14 protein-coding genes are annotated in these 14,087 nt (G+C 53.8%); 7 read left to right on the forward strand and 7 right to left on the reverse strand.

All coding sequences use genetic code 11. The features are described 5' to 3' along the window. Positions 1 to 32 precede the first annotated feature (32 nt). A complete protein-coding gene (locus tag AC6I8T_RS15070) occupies positions 33 to 380 on the forward strand; it encodes a FlxA-like family protein (RefSeq protein WP_208723868.1) in 348 nt (115 codons plus the stop codon). Here the strand turns inward: AC6I8T_RS15070 and AC6I8T_RS15075 are convergent. Further along, on the reverse strand, positions 377 to 1,297 hold the full coding sequence (locus tag AC6I8T_RS15075) for a LysR family transcriptional regulator (RefSeq protein ID WP_208723867.1): 921 nt from the start codon (positions 1,295 to 1,297) through the stop codon (positions 377 to 379). The genes AC6I8T_RS15070 and AC6I8T_RS15075 overlap by 4 nt on opposite strands. Positions 1,298 to 1,396: 99 nt before the next feature. Between AC6I8T_RS15075 and AC6I8T_RS15080 the strand changes: the two genes are divergently transcribed. Then, on the forward strand, positions 1,397 to 2,401 hold the full coding sequence (locus tag AC6I8T_RS15080) for a bile acid:sodium symporter family protein (protein ID WP_497834087.1): 1,005 nt from the start codon (positions 1,397 to 1,399) through the stop codon (positions 2,399 to 2,401). Positions 2,402 to 2,467: 66 nt separating this feature from the next. On the opposite strand, the gene AC6I8T_RS15085 is transcribed toward AC6I8T_RS15080, so the two are convergent. From AC6I8T_RS15085 to zipA, 3 genes are all read right to left on the reverse strand, one after another. Continuing rightward, positions 2,468 to 2,683 carry a DUF3820 family protein gene (locus AC6I8T_RS15085; protein WP_021184259.1) on the reverse strand — a complete coding sequence of 72 codons (216 nt, stop codon included), beginning with the start codon at positions 2,681 to 2,683 and terminating at the stop codon, positions 2,468 to 2,470. Position 2,684: 1 nt separating this feature from the next. Beyond that, positions 2,685 to 4,703, reverse strand: a complete 2,019-nt coding sequence (gene ligA / locus AC6I8T_RS15090; protein ID WP_497829351.1) for an NAD-dependent DNA ligase LigA — start codon at positions 4,701 to 4,703, stop codon at positions 2,685 to 2,687. Positions 4,704 to 4,776: 73 nt separating this feature from the next. Then, on the reverse strand, positions 4,777 to 5,745 hold the full coding sequence (gene zipA, locus AC6I8T_RS15095; RefSeq protein WP_208723865.1) for a cell division protein ZipA: 969 nt from the start codon (positions 5,743 to 5,745) through the stop codon (positions 4,777 to 4,779). A 217-nt stretch (positions 5,746 to 5,962) separates the two neighbouring features. Here zipA and cysZ point away from each other — a divergent pair, with 217 nt between their 5' ends. The 5 genes from cysZ (at position 5,963) to crr (ending at position 10,911) form a co-directional block, all read left to right on the forward strand. Beyond that, on the forward strand, positions 5,963 to 6,721 hold the full coding sequence (gene cysZ / locus AC6I8T_RS15100; protein ID WP_208723864.1) for a sulfate transporter CysZ: 759 nt from the start codon (positions 5,963 to 5,965) through the stop codon (positions 6,719 to 6,721). A gap of 140 nt (positions 6,722 to 6,861) precedes the next feature. Next, the gene (gene cysK / locus AC6I8T_RS15105) at positions 6,862 to 7,833 is read left to right on the forward strand and encodes a cysteine synthase A (protein WP_208723863.1); all 972 of its coding nucleotides are present in this window, start codon (positions 6,862 to 6,864) and stop codon (positions 7,831 to 7,833) included. A gap of 389 nt (positions 7,834 to 8,222) precedes the next feature. Further along, on the forward strand, positions 8,223 to 8,480 hold the full coding sequence (gene ptsH, locus AC6I8T_RS15110) for a phosphocarrier protein Hpr (RefSeq protein WP_007889063.1): 258 nt from the start codon (positions 8,223 to 8,225) through the stop codon (positions 8,478 to 8,480). Between the two features lie 157 nt (positions 8,481 to 8,637). Beyond that, positions 8,638 to 10,365 (forward strand): phosphoenolpyruvate-protein phosphotransferase PtsI, encoded by a 1,728-nt coding sequence (gene ptsI, locus AC6I8T_RS15115; protein WP_021184264.1) that lies wholly within the window; start codon positions 8,638 to 8,640, stop codon positions 10,363 to 10,365. Positions 10,366 to 10,407: 42 nt separating this feature from the next. Further along, on the forward strand, positions 10,408 to 10,911 hold the full coding sequence (crr, locus tag AC6I8T_RS15120) for a PTS glucose transporter subunit IIA (protein ID WP_013509993.1): 504 nt from the start codon (positions 10,408 to 10,410) through the stop codon (positions 10,909 to 10,911). 59 nt (positions 10,912 to 10,970) lie between these two features. Here the strand turns inward: crr and AC6I8T_RS15125 are convergent, their stop codons facing one another. The 3 genes from AC6I8T_RS15125 to cysM all read right to left on the reverse strand — a co-directional run bounded on the left by AC6I8T_RS15125 (position 10,971) and on the right by cysM (position 14,081). Next, complete coding sequence (locus AC6I8T_RS15125; protein ID WP_021184265.1) at positions 10,971 to 12,344, reverse strand: ATP-binding protein; 1,374 nt, start codon at positions 12,342 to 12,344, stop codon at positions 10,971 to 10,973. Continuing rightward, a complete protein-coding gene (locus AC6I8T_RS15130; protein ID WP_021184266.1) occupies positions 12,341 to 13,021 on the reverse strand; it encodes a response regulator transcription factor in 681 nt (226 codons plus the stop codon). Before AC6I8T_RS15130 ends, AC6I8T_RS15125 begins: the two co-directional genes overlap by 4 nt. A 178-nt stretch (positions 13,022 to 13,199) precedes the next feature. Continuing rightward, positions 13,200 to 14,081: a cysteine synthase CysM gene (gene cysM / locus AC6I8T_RS15135; protein WP_021184267.1), complete on the reverse strand. Its 882-nt coding sequence runs from the start codon at positions 14,079 to 14,081 to the stop codon at positions 13,200 to 13,202. Positions 14,082 to 14,087 lie beyond the last annotated feature (6 nt).

Genomic DNA, 14,087 nt, shown 5'->3' on the forward strand with positions numbered 1-14,087 from the left:
TAACGACTGTGAACTATTGCAAGGAGAAAACCATGAGTACCATTTCCAGTGTATCCAGTAGTACCACCAGTGCCAGCAGTAGCGGCAACACGTCGCAAATCGCCAGCCTGAATAAACAAATTCAGAGCCTGACCAAAGAACTCAAAGATCTGTCCAGTGATGACACCCTCACAGATGAACAAAAATCTGAACAGGAGCAGTTACTGGAGTCGCAGATTCAGATGATTGAAGCGCAGATTGCGCAAATCGAGCAGCAAGCGGCTGAAAAAGCGCAACAACAGCAGGAGCAGCAGCAAAAACAGGAAACCGCCAGCACCACGGCAAAAGCTGATGGTATCAACCGCCCGACGGATACCAATAAGATCAACGTTTACGTTTAAAACGCCGGTTTAAGAGAACGTTGTTGCGTCAGCAGCGCTGCCTGCTGACGCACTTCCTGCCAGATCGCCTCTGCTGCGGGCGTCAACGATCGATTTCGGCGTTTAATCAGCATCAGGCTACGGTTTATTTCCGGGTAAAGACGTCGCACCGTCAGTTTGCGCCCGGACGGTAAGGGCAACGCCAGCGCCGGAAGAATACTGATGCCAATCCCTGCTTCAACCATCGGATATAGCGTTGCCGGATGCCCTATCTCCTGCACCACGTTGACCGAGATCCCCTGCTGATGCAGCGCGGCGTCAATGAGCAGACGGCTGCCCGAAGCGTAGTCCTGAAGCACCATAGTACGCCCATCCAGCATTGACCACTGTGGCTGAAGCGCCTGTGCCAGGACATCATCTTCCCGACACAGCAATAAAAAGGGTTCATCCATAATGGTCTGGTAGTCAAAATCGCTATCACGCAATGGCCCGATGATGATGCCGAAGTCTACCTCCGCGTTACGCACGCTTTGCAGTACCCACTGCTGCGCGCGGTCATGCAAGATCACACGAATATCGGGATAGCGTTGTTGGCTGCTGGCAAGACATTGCGGCATCAGATGCGCAGAAGGCGTCTGGCTGGCCGCCACCCGCACCGTACCGCTACGCTGTTCACCGTAGCTACGGACATCCAACACCGTGGTGTTAAGTTCTTCCAGCAGATGCTCCAGGCGCGTGGCCAGCTGCTGTCCCGCACCAGTCAGCAGCACCTCGCGCGTAGTGCGATCCAGCAAACGCACCCCCATTTCCGCTTCCAGTTCTTTAATGCTGTGGCTGACCGCCGACTGGCTCAGGCCAATGACCTGCCCGGCCAGGCTGAAGCTGCCATGTTTTGCCACAGCGACAAAAGTGCGCAACTGGCGCAGCGTGTAATTCATCGATATCACTCATAGATTAATGCAATAAATCAATTTTATTTCTAAACCCGATTGGCGCACAATCAGCAACATCAAATTTTAATTAACCGGATTGTAACAATGGGATTTTTACGCCTCGACCCGATGATGGTCAAACTCATCATCACCGTGCTGCTGGCCAGCTTCTTACCGGCCAAAGGCGGGTTTGTCGACTTCTTTGAATGGCTGACCACCGCTGCCATCGCCCTGCTGTTCTTTATGCACGGTGCCAAGCTGTCACGCGAAAAAATCATCGCCGGTAGCAGCCACTGGCGACTGCATTTATGGATTATGTGCAGCACCTTCGTGCTGTTCCCGATCCTTGGCCTGCTGCTGGTGTGGTGGCATCCGGTTGATGTAGGCGCTGAAATCTATACCGGTTTTCTTTACCTGTGCATTCTGCCTGCAACCGTGCAGTCGGCAATCGCCTTTACCTCTATGGCCGGAGGCAACGTGGCGGCTGCGGTATGTAGCGCTTCCGCATCCAGCTTACTCGGCGTATTTGTTTCGCCGTTGCTGGTGAATCTGGTGATGAATGTGCACAGCGATGGTCCGAGCAACGGGCTGGAGCAGATTGGCAAAATCATGTTGCAGTTGCTGGTGCCTTTTGTGCTCGGTCATATTTCACGTCGCTGGATTGGCGGCTGGGTGGAGAAGCATCGCAGCCTGATTGGTAAAACCGACCAGACCTCCATTCTGTTGGTGGTTTATTCCGCCTTTAGTGAAGCGGTAGTCAACGGCATCTGGCACCGCGTGGGCGTGGATACGCTGCTGTGGATTCTGGCCGGTAGCCTGCTGCTGCTGGCTGTGGTGTTGTTGATCAACCTTGGCGCATCACGCCTGTTTGGCTTCAAGCGTCCCGATGAAATTACCGTGTTGTTCTGTGGTTCGAAAAAGAGCCTCGCCAACGGCGTGCCGATGGCCAATATCCTGTTCCCAGCCAGCAGCGTGGGGATTATCGTGCTGCCGCTGATGATCTTCCATCAGGTGCAGTTGATGGTGTGTTCTTTCATTGCCCAACGTTATAAAACCAGCAATGCGAAACGGCAGGCGCAGCAGCAACAGGTTGAAGTGCAGAAATCCTGATTCGTAGCCGCGCGATTTATCGCGCGGGTTGTAAAAAAACGGCGCGATAAACCGTGTCGCCTTACATCATGTACGTTTCAGCGGCTTCACCAAACCCTGTAACCCTTCAATCTTAATCGCCAGGGTGAGCTGCATCAGCTCACCCAGTTTACCGGCGGGAAACTCACCGCTGCGGGCAAACCACAGCAGATACTCCTCCGGCAAATCAATCAACACCCTGCCTTTGTATTTACCAAACGGCATTGGCGTGTTGGCAATCTCAATCAGCTGCTGCTTTTCCATATCAGGCTCCGAGCAGGCGAATCATCTCTGCTTCGTCGATCACCGCAATGCCCAGCTCCTGTGCTTTCGCCAGTTTGGAACCGGCGGCTTCACCGGCAATCAGCAAATCGGTTTTCTTTGATACGCTGCCACTGACTTTGGCACCCAGGGCCGTCAGACGCGCTTTGGCATCATCACGGTTCATCTGCGACAGCGAACCGGTTAATACCACGGTTTTACCGGCAAACGGGCTATCGATCTCTGCTGCATTTACCACCTCAACCTGCGGCCAGTGCACGCCCATTTCCACGGTCAGTTCGCGAATCACCTCACGGTTGCTCTCTTCATCCATAAAGTTGCGTACATGGCTGGCAACCACTTTGCCGACATCCTGCACCGCTATCAGCGCATCGAGGTCGGCATCCATCACTTTTTCCAGCTCACCAAAATGATTGGCAAGGTTAGCCGCGGTGGCCTCCCCGACTTCACGAATGCCAAGGGCATAGAGGAAACGCGGTAGCGTGGTGAGTTTGGCTTTCTCCAGCGCATCGACCACATTCTGCGCCGATTTCGGCCCCATACGGTCCAGCCCGGTGAGCTTACCGGCGGTCAGGCGAAACAGGTCGGCAGGCGTTTTGACGTACTCCTTTTCCACCAGTTGATCGATGATTTTGTCACCCATCCCCTCGACATCCAGCGCGCGGCGCGACACAAAATGCTTGAGCGCCTCTTTACGTTGCGCACCGCAAATCAGGCCACCGGTACAACGCGTCACCGCTTCGCCTTCCACACGCTCCACATCAGAGCCGCACACCGGGCAGTGGCTGGGGAACACAATCTCACGCGTGTCTTCCGGGCGTTCCGATTCCACAACATTCACCACCTGCGGGATCACATCCCCGGCACGACGAATCACGACTTTGTCACCAATGCGCAGCCCCAGACGGGCAATTTCATCGGCGTTATGCAACGTGGCGTTGCTGACCACTACGCCGGCCACCTGCACCGGCTCCAGACGGGCAACTGGCGTGATGGCGCCGGTACGGCCCACCTGGAACTCCACGTCACGCACCACGGTCATCTGCTCCTGCGCCGGGAATTTAAACGCAACAGCCCAACGCGGTGCGCGGGCGACAAAGCCCAGTTGTTCCTGTAATGCCAGCGAATCAACCTTGATCACCACACCATCGATATCGAACCCCAGCGTTGGGCGCGCCTCTTCAACCTCGCGATAAAACGCCAACACTTCATCGGCATTATTGGCCAGACGGATACGGTTGCTGACCGGTAAACCCCAGGCCTTAAATTGTTGCAGACGGCCGAGGTGGCTGGCAGGCATCTCACCGCCCTCCAGCAGGCCAAGGCCGTAGCAGAAGAACGTGAGTGGGCGCTTCGCGGTGATGCGCGGATCGAGCTGACGCAGCGAACCCGCAGCGGCGTTACGTGGGTTGGCGAAAACTTTCCCCCCGGTACGGCGCGCTTCTTCATTCAATTTTTCGAAACCACTTTCCGTCATAAACACTTCGCCACGTACTTCAACGCGGGCCGGGATATTGTCGCCGTGCAGGCGCAGCGGAATCGCGTGAATGGTGCGCACGTTGGCGGTGATATTTTCTCCGGTGGTGCCGTCGCCGCGCGTGGCGGCACTGACCAATAAGCCATCTTCATACAACAGGCTTACCGCAAGACCATCCAGTTTGAGTTCGCAGCAGTAGACAAGGTCATCGCTGCTTTTCAGACGATCCTGAACGCGTTTGTTGAAAGCGAGGAAACCGGCTTCATCGAAGGTGTTATCCAGCGACAGCATCGGCACTTCATGACGAACCTGTTCAAAGGCGGCCAGCGGTGCGGCACCGACACGTTGCGTCGGTGAATCCGGCGTGATCAGCTCGGGATGCGCGCTTTCCAGCTCACGCAGCTGTGCCATGAGTCGGTCATATTCTGCATCCGGGACTTCCGGCGTATCCATCACATGGTAGAGATATTCGTGGTGACGTAACGTGGTGCGCAGCGCGGTGATCTGCTCCTGAACCGATTTCATAGTGCCTCATCCGATAAAAAACCCCCGACAGGCGGGGGTTATAAGTAGAGATTGTTGACGCCTGCACGGGTTATCAGCCGATAACCTCGCGAATACGTGCTTTATAAGTTTCCAGCTTTTGTGGCGTCATCATTCGGCGCTCATCATCCAACACGACGCCGCCGACATCATCCGCGATACGCTGTGCGGATTGCAGCATCAGTTTAAAGTTCTGGTTCGCATCGCCGTACGACGGCACCATCATAAAGATGGATACGCCTGGCGTGCTGAAATCACCCATTTCATCCGGATTGAACGAACCGGGTTTTACCATATTCGCCAGGCTGAACAGCACCGGACCGCTGCCGGCCGGACTCAGATGGCGATGGAAAATATTCATTTCGCCAAACTGGAAGCCTGCCTGCAAAATCCCCTGCAACAGCGCTTCACCATTCAGCACGCCGCCAGCATGAGCCGCAACGTGCAGTACCAGCACGGCTTCTTTTTTGCTGCCCGCAGCGGCTGGCTGCGGTTGTTCTTCGTGGGCAACGGGCGTCTCTTCTTCCGGCTCAGGCTGTTGGGCCACGACCGGTGCGGCGCTAACCAGCGGGTCGTTATCCAGCAACGGATCTGCCTGAATCGGTTGCGGCTGTGGTTGCGGCTGCACAACAGGTTTTACCACTGGAGGAACAGGCGGTACGGGTTGCTGGCGCACTTCCGGCTCCGCATCAAACAGCGGATCGCGTGCAACTGAAGGTTCCTGACGCGGTGCAGGCTGACGAACAGGTTCAGGCGCACGCGGCGCACTGACCGGCTTTTCTGAATAGCCGCCCAGCTCAGGTTCATCATGCGTATCGCGACGAACCCGTACTTCGCCGACGCCTTCATCATCGTCGCCCAGCAGATCATCATCCGCTTCTTCGCGTTGTTTCAGACGTTTGTGCGGGCGATCGCGAAACACGGAGGAGCGCTCTTTACGGCTGGTCCACAGTCCGTGAAGTAGCAGCGCTATTATGGCGATCGCGCCAACAACGATTAATATCAGACGCAAATCCTGCATCATTGTATTCTCTGTTGTTCCAATACCTTGCCACCACGGCAAACTTTATCCTCTAACTGTATTTGCCCTGCTACACAAGTGCAAGTCTGTGCAGTATTTTCTGACAAATAAGATAGCTCCCCCACGCTTTTTTGCTGTTTTTTCGTGCAAAGCGACCCTGTTGCCGATAAAAAGCCAGGTTATGATGTTCGCGCCCGTACACATTGGAGAAAGGCTTGTTATGCCCGTTGAGAAATCGGTCTCATCTTTGAATGGTATTCATTACTTCGCCGAGGGATGGAAGCTGGTGCGTCTGCCCGGTATTCGCCGCTATGTTATCATCCCGCTGCTGGTCAATATCCTGCTGTTGGGGGGTGCCTTTATTTGGCTCTTCCACCGCCTCAGCCAGTGGATTCCCCAGCTAATGGCACATATCCCCGATTGGCTGCAATGGTTGAGTTACCTGCTCTGGCCGTTGTCGGTGATTTCGATTGTGCTGGTGTTCAGTTACTTCTTTTCCACCATCGCTAACCTGATTGCGGCCCCTTTTTGCGGACTGCTGGCAGAACAACTGGAAGGGCGTCTGACCGGTAAACCCTTGCCCGATAGTGGCTGGGTAGCCATGTTCAAAGACATTCCCCGCATCATGAAGCGTGAAATGCAGAAGCTGGGCTACTATTTGCCCCGCGCACTTGGGTTATTGCTGCTGTACTTTATTCCGGGTTTCGGGCAAACGGTGGCTCCGGTTTTATGGTTTTTGTTCAGCGCCTGGATGCTCTCAATCCAATATTGCGATTATCCATTTGATAACCATAAAGTGAGTTTTCAACAGATGCGCCATGCGTTACGTCGGCATAAAAGCGCCAATATGCAATTTGGGGCGCTGGTCAGCCTGTTTACCATGATCCCCATCCTCAATCTGGCCATCATGCCCGTTGCCGTGTGTGGTGCCACCGCCATGTGGGTCGATCGTTATCGCCAGCAAAATGGCCGTCATTAAACCATCAAAAAGCCTTATGCTTTTTTGCATGGGGCTTATGGTCAAGGGCTATATAGATATACGATTTCTTTCCTTCCGCACACGGGCAGAAAAGGTATGCTCTGAGGGTTCCCAATATTTCATACAGTTAAGGACGAGCTATGAGTAAGATCTATGAAGACAACTCGCTGACAATTGGTCATACGCCGCTGGTTCGACTGAACCGCATCGGTAACGGCCGCATTCTGGCGAAGGTCGAGTCCCGTAACCCGAGCTTCAGCGTCAAATGCCGTATCGGTGCCAATATGATTTGGGACGCAGAAAAACGCGGTATCCTGAAAGAAGGCGTAGAACTGGTTGAGCCGACCAGCGGCAATACCGGTATTGCCCTGGCTTACGTTGCGGCTGCTCGCGGTTACAAGCTAACGCTGACCATGCCGGAAACCATGTCGATCGAACGTCGTAAACTCCTTAAAGCACTGGGTGCCAACCTGGTGCTGACCGAAGGCGCGAAAGGCATGAAAGGTGCCATCGCCAAAGCTGAAGAAATTGTGGCCAGTGACCCGGACAAATATGTGTTGTTGCAGCAGTTCAGCAATCCGGCAAACCCGGAAATTCACGAAAAAACCACCGGCCCGGAAATCTGGGAAGACACCGACGGCGACGTTGACGTGTTCATTGCCGGTGTCGGTACTGGCGGTACGCTGACTGGCGTCAGTCGCTACATCAAAAACACCAAAGGCAAGAAAGACCTGATCACCGTCGCGGTAGAGCCAACCGACTCGCCGGTTATCGCCCAGGCACTCGCAGGCGAAGAGATCAAACCTGGCCCGCACAAAATCCAGGGTATCGGTGCCGGTTTTATCCCGGGCAACCTTGACCTGAAGCTGATTGACCGTGTGGTCGCCATCACCAATGACGAAGCGATCAGCACCGCACGTCTTCTGATGGAAGAGGAAGGTATTCTCGCCGGTATATCTTCAGGTGCTGCGGTCGCCGCTGCACTTAAGTTGCAGGAAGATGAAGCCTTCGCCAATAAGAACATTGTGGTGATTCTGCCCTCCTCTGGCGAGCGTTATCTGAGTACCGCGCTGTTTGCCGATCTGTTCACTGAAAAAGAGCTGCAACAGTGACCGGTCAAAGTCTGAAATGACGAAAAAAGCACCCAAATGGGTGCTTTTTTGTGGCTCAGATCTCACTTTTACCACCTGGCAGATTGCTTTCAGTGACGTGGGTCTGGTATTTAAGCAACCAATTATTTCGATGCCTGAAATTAATCGGGCTTTGAAGTGGATCAAGCTGAATCGATTTACTGATTTGGCGATACGGCGAATCACGGCATAATGAGCAGATGGAGCGATCATCTCTGCTTTTGATCCTTCCGCTGGATATGACGCTCACATCGCATGCGCATTTTTTGGTTAGCGTGATGCCATCCAGTGCACCTACACAGGCTAAAGTTACGGCTCCAGGCTAGACTTTAGATCCATAACACCAAACCTGATAAAGTTGGGGAAATAGAATGTTCCAGCAAGAAGTTACCATTACCGCACCTAACGGCCTCCACACTCGTCCTGCAGCTCAGTTCGTTAAAGAAGCCAAGGCTTTCCAGTCAGAAATCACTGTGACCTCGAATGGCAAATCTGCCAGCGCGAAAAGCCTGTTCAAACTGCAGACACTGGGTCTGACTCAGGGTACGGTTGTTACGCTGTCTGCCGAAGGTGAAGATGAGCAGCAAGCGGTTGAACACCTGGTAAAACTGATGGCTGAGCTGGAGTAATCCACTCAGTTTGTGACTAAACCGACTCCTTTGCCCCATTGAGTGCAAACATCTTGATCGCGGACAACTTGTCCGCGTTATTGCTTCCGTAGATTACACGTCCGCGACAATGGCAATGCATTGGGTCAACGAGCCATCGTGATTAAAAGGTAGGGTTATGATTTCAGGCATTTTAGCATCACCGGGTATCGCCTTCGGCAAAGCACTGCTGCTGAAGGAAGATGAGATCGTCATCAACCGTAAAAAAATTTCTGACGATCAGGTTGAGCAGGAAGTACAGCGCTTCCTCGACGGACGCAGCAAGGCTGCTACCCAGCTCGAAGCCATCAAAGTTAAAGCCGGTGAAACCTTCGGTGAAGAGAAAGCGGCGATCTTTGAAGGTCACATCATGCTGCTGGAAGACGAAGAGCTGGAGCAGGAAATCATCGACCTGATCAAAAAAGATCACGCGACTGCTGACGCTGCTGCCCATTCGGTTATTGATGGCCAGGCGAAAGCCCTGGAAGAGCTGGACGATGAATACCTGAAAGAACGTGCCGCTGACGTGCGTGACATCGGTAAACGCCTGCTGCAAAACATCCTCGGCCTGCATATCGTCGATCTCAGCGCTATCGAAGACGAATCCATTCTGGTGGCAAAAGATTTGACGCCGTCAGAAACCGCACAGCTGAACCTGAAAAAGGTGCTGGGCTTTATCACCGATCTCGGTGGCCGTACCTCGCATACCTCCATCATGGCGCGTTCACTTGAACTGCCAGCGATTGTCGGTACCGGTAACGTGACCGCGACTGTTAACAACGGTGATTTCCTGATTCTGGATGGCGTAAACAACAAAGTTTATGTCAACCCGACCCCTGACGTACTGGAAGAGCTGAAAGCCATCCAGACGCAATATCTGTCAGAAAAACATGAGCTGGCGAAACTGAAAGATCTGCCGGCAATCACGCTGGATGGTCATCAGGTTGAAGTCTGCGCCAACATCGGTACGGTACGTGACGTCGCCGGTGCCGAGCGTAACGGTGCGGAAGGCGTGGGCCTGTATCGTACTGAGTTCCTGTTCATGGACCGCGATTCACTGCCGACCGAAGAAGAACAGTTCCAGGCCTACAAAGCCGTTGCGGAAGCCATGGGCTCACAAGCGGTTATCGTGCGTACTATGGACATCGGCGGTGACAAAGACCTGCCGTACATGAACCTGCCGAAAGAAGAGAACCCATTCCTCGGCTGGCGTGCGATTCGTATCGCAATGGACCGCAAAGAGATTCTGCATGCTCAGCTGCGTGCGATTCTGCGTGCCTCGAAGTTCGGCAAACTGCGTATCATGTTCCCGATGATCATTTCTGTGGAAGAAGTTCGCTTCCTGAAAGCTGAACTGGAAACCCTGAAAGCGCAACTGCGTGAAGAAGGCAAACCCTTTGATGAGACCATTGAAGTGGGCATTATGGTGGAAACACCGGCTTCAGCGGTTATTGCTCGTCATCTGGCAAAAGAAGTCGACTTCTTCAGTATTGGGACAAACGACCTGACGCAGTATACTCTGGCGGTCGATCGTGGTAATGATTTGATTTCTCACCTCTATAACCCAATGTCGCCTTCCGTTCTGGGCCTCATCAAGCAAGTGATCGATGCATCACATGCCGAAGGGAAATGGACCGGCATGTGTGGTGAGCTGGCTGGTGATGAACGTGCTACACTACTGTTACTGGGAATGGGGCTGGACGAATTCAGCATGAGTGCCATTTCAATCCCAAGCATCAAGAAAATTATCCGTAATACCAATTTTGAAGATGCGAAGGCATTGGCGGAGCAGGCTCTGGCTCAACCCACAGCGGAAGATTTGATGACGCTGGTTAACAAGTTCATCAAAGAAAAAACACTCTGCTGATACGCGAGACGCTGGCCCCAAATTACTGCTTAGGAGAAGATCATGGGTTTGTTTTCTAAACTTTTTGGCGATAAAACAGAGAGCGCATCAGGGACTATTGAAATTGTAGCGCCTCTGTCAGGCGAAATCGTGAATATTGAAGACGTACCAGATGTGGTATTCGCGGAGAAAATTGTCGGTGACGGTATTGCGATCAAACCGACCGGCAACAAAATGGTTGCCCCGGTTGACGGCACCATCGGTAAAATTTTCGAAACCAACCACGCATTTTCAATCGAGTCTGACAACGGCATCGAGCTGTTTGTCCACTTCGGTATCGACACGGTTGAACTGAAAGGTGAAGGCTTCAAACGTATCGCTGAAGAAGGCCAGAAAGTGAAAAAAGGCGACGTGGTGATCGAGTTTGATCTGCCGCTGCTGGAAGAGAAAGCAAAATCCACGCTGACGCCGGTTGTGATCTCGAACATGGACGAGATCAAAGACCTGATCAAACTCTCTGGTCCGGTCACTGTGGGCGAGACCCCGGTGATTCGTATCAAGAAGTAATTCGCAGTCTGGATAGTAAAACGGCACCCAATGGGTGCCGTTTTTGTTTCCACGATAATCTAGTCCTGTTTCCAGCGTGGTAGCCTGATCGTCAGCTCCAGGCCACCCTCCGGACGATTTACCGCCTGGACTTCACCATGATGCGCCAGCACTACCTTCCGCACAATCGACAGTCCCAGCCCATAGCCTTTGCCCATCAGCGGCGAATTGACGCGCACAAAGGGGTCAAAAATGCTGGAAAGCTTTTCGTCATCGACTCCCGGTCCCTGATCGCGCACACGAATCGCCAGCCACTGGTTTTCCGCCTGCAAGCGCACCTGAATATGCTGCCCCTTGTGAGAGAAACGCAGCGCGTTGCGCAGCACATTCTCCACACCACGACGTATCAACTCAGCATTGCCGTGCACGGTGTAATCCGCATTTTCATCGACCTGAAAATCAACCTTCACCCCCGGAATCTGCGCCTCGTAACGGACGTCCGTCACTATCGCATGCAGCAGACCGGTCAGGTCGAAGTACTGTTCACCCGGCATACTCTCGTGCTCAGCACGCGAGAGCGTCAGCAGTTCACCAATCATCTTGTCCAGTCGACGCGCTTCTTCGTCGATACGATTAAGCGAGGATTCGACACTTTCCGGCGTCTGGCGCGCCAGACCTGTGGCGAGCTGAAGACGGGCTAACGGCGAACGCAGCTCATGGGAGATATCATGCAGTAGCTCCTCACGCGCTTTCACCAGCGTATCCAGCCGTTCCACCATCGCATCAAAATCCTGCGCGACGCTGGAAAGCTCGTCATGGCGTTTGCGCATTACCGGATAGAGCCGCACGCTCAGGTCACCACTACTGACGCGGGCAAAGCCCTCACGGAGCTGACGCATCGGACGCGTCAGGTTCCAGGCCAACAACAGGCTAAACAGCAAACCGAGCGCACCCGCAAAGGTGAACATCGGTTCCGGGATATTCAGGATGCGGCGAGGACCACCCACACCCATTGAGCTATCTTCCCGCAGTGCTTTGACGTCGTAACGCAGTTCATACTCTTTAGCATCAGCCCCTTTTACCCAACGTACAATCACATCCGGGAAGGGACCGTGGAACGGCTCGTTAAAGCCTGATGGCGGCAATACTTCCGGTGGCGCATTCACCGTAGCGACGGGTTTGCTGTGCTGGATCACCGAGAAAAACTGGCGATCGTTCGGTTCCCAGTCAGCCATCATGTCGTCGAGTGCGCTCGGCCCACCGCGCTCAAGCACCGAGACGGCTGAAGCCATCTGTAAATTCACAATACGACGGATCGCCACGATTTCTGGCGGTTCATGGCGGTTACCGGAAAGCGAAAAACCGAGCCACAGTAGCTGACTGATAATCACAAATACAATCCAGAAGCCCAGCAGGATCTTCCAGAACATGCGGCCACGGTAGCTGTGCTTCATCGAATGCGATAACCAATACTGCGCACAGTTTCGATATTGACGTTGTCAGCAGTTAACGCTGCCAGTTTCTGGCGAATATTGCTGATATGCACATCGACGCTGCGATCGTAGGCTTCACGCGGACGCCCCAGCCCTTTTTCCGACAGTTCATCTTTCGATACCACACGATCGGGGGCGCGCATCAGCAGGTCGAGCAAGTTAAATTCCGAAGCGGTGAGATCAAACGCCTTACCCTGCCATTCGGTGATACGGGTGGCAGGATTGAGGCTTAAATCCCCCCAACGCAGTATCTCTTTTTTGTCCGGCAGCGGGGCCTGATCTTCAAAACGACGCAGCACAGCACGCAGGCGCGCGACCAGTTCACGGGGATAGCAAGGTTTTGGAACATAATCGTCAGCGCCCATTTCCAGACCGATGACGCGATCGATGTTGTCACCTTTGGCGGTCAGCATGATCACTGGCAGACGGCTGTTCTGGCGTACCTGACGCAGCACATCAATTCCACTCATATCCGGCAGCATGATATCGAGGATCATGGCGGTGTAATTGCCTGAAAGCGCACCTTCAACCCCGGCACTTCCGGTTAAAACCAGTTGTGCATCAAAGCCTTCAGCAATCAGGTATTGGCTCAGCATAGTACCAAGCTCTAAATCGTCATCAACAAGCAGAATTTTCATCTTTATCTCTCGTACAAAATTGCCGCTATTTTGTCCTGAGTTCGTCCTGAGCGCAGCCGGTTTTACTCGATCCTTACAGTGACGATACTCCGTAGCGACGCGATTTATCGCGCGAATTTAAAACACAGGAAAACAGCGCGATAAATCGCGCCGTTACGCATTTTTACAAGAGGATAGTTTAGTGGAAAACACCGGTGGAGAGATAACGGTCGCCGCGATCGCAAATAATCGCCACCACCACACTGCCTGGTTGCGCTGCGGCAACACGTAATGCGCCTGCCACCGCCCCACCGGAGCTGACACCGCAGAAAATACCTTCGCGCCGCGCCAGCGCGCGCATGGTTTCTTCGGCTTCCTGCTGAGACATATCCATCACCTCGTCCACCAATTCCGGACGGAAAATCCCCGGCAGATAGGCACTCGGCCAGCGGCGGATACCGGGAATGCTGCTACCTTCCTGCGGTTGTAAGCCAATGATTTTCACCGCAGGAGCAAACTCACGCAGGTAACGTCCCACGCCGGTAATGGTACCGGTGGTGCCCATGCTGGAGACAAAATGCGTCATCCGTTGCTGACTCTGCTGCCAGATTTCCGGGCCGGTGGTCAGGTAGTGGCCGAGTGGGTTATCCGGGTTGTTGAACTGATCCAGTACCCTCCCCTCTCCACGCGCCGCCATCTCCTGCGCCAAATCGCGTGCCCCTTCCATGCCCTGCTCACGCGTTACCAGCACCAGTTCAGCCCCGTAGGCAAGCATCGCATCCTGGCGTTCCTGGCTCATGTTATCTGGCATCAGCAAACGCAGACGATAGCCTTTCATCGCCGCAATCATCGCCAGCGCGATGCCGGTGTTGCCACTGGTGGCTTCAATCAACGTATCGCCCGGTTTAATCTCGCCACGCAATTCCGCCTGGTGAATCATCGACCAGGCCGCGCGATCTTTTACCGATCCCGCCGGATTGTTACCTTCCAGTTTTAACCAGATTTCGCTGCCGTTGTCAGGCGTCAGGCGCTGCAACTTAATCAACGGCGTGTTGCCGATGGTATTTTCCAGTGTGGTCACGGTCAG

The sequence above is a fragment of the Pantoea sp. X-Soil-OKNW-556 genome, from assembly GCF_059730695.1.

Bases quoted from the DNA above. Each gene is read 5' to 3' on its own strand.
- AC6I8T_RS15080 (WP_497834087.1), top strand. From the start codon at position 1,397: ATGGGATTTTTACGCCTCGACCCGATGATGGTCAAACTCATCATCACC.
- ptsH (WP_007889063.1), top strand. From the start codon at position 8,223: ATGTTCCAGCAAGAAGTTACCATTACCGCACCTAACGGCCTCCACACT.
- AC6I8T_RS15070 (WP_208723868.1), top strand. From the start codon at position 33: ATGAGTACCATTTCCAGTGTATCCAGTAGTACCACCAGTGCCAGCAGT.
- cysK (WP_208723863.1), top strand. From the start codon at position 6,862: ATGAGTAAGATCTATGAAGACAACTCGCTGACAATTGGTCATACGCCG.
- AC6I8T_RS15075 (WP_208723867.1), bottom strand. From the start codon at position 1,297: ATGAATTACACGCTGCGCCAGTTGCGCACTTTTGTCGCTGTGGCAAAA.
- zipA (WP_208723865.1), bottom strand. From the start codon at position 5,745: ATGATGCAGGATTTGCGTCTGATATTAATCGTTGTTGGCGCGATCGCC.
- cysZ (WP_208723864.1), top strand. From the start codon at position 5,963: ATGCCCGTTGAGAAATCGGTCTCATCTTTGAATGGTATTCATTACTTC.
- ligA (WP_497829351.1), bottom strand. From the start codon at position 4,703: ATGAAATCGGTTCAGGAGCAGATCACCGCGCTGCGCACCACGTTACGT.
- AC6I8T_RS15125 (WP_021184265.1), bottom strand. From the start codon at position 12,344: ATGAAGCACAGCTACCGTGGCCGCATGTTCTGGAAGATCCTGCTGGGC.
- AC6I8T_RS15130 (WP_021184266.1), bottom strand. From the start codon at position 13,021: ATGAAAATTCTGCTTGTTGATGACGATTTAGAGCTTGGTACTATGCTG.
- crr (WP_013509993.1), top strand. From the start codon at position 10,408: ATGGGTTTGTTTTCTAAACTTTTTGGCGATAAAACAGAGAGCGCATCA.
- AC6I8T_RS15085 (WP_021184259.1), bottom strand. From the start codon at position 2,683: ATGGAAAAGCAGCAGCTGATTGAGATTGCCAACACGCCAATGCCGTTT.
- ptsI (WP_021184264.1), top strand. From the start codon at position 8,638: ATGATTTCAGGCATTTTAGCATCACCGGGTATCGCCTTCGGCAAAGCA.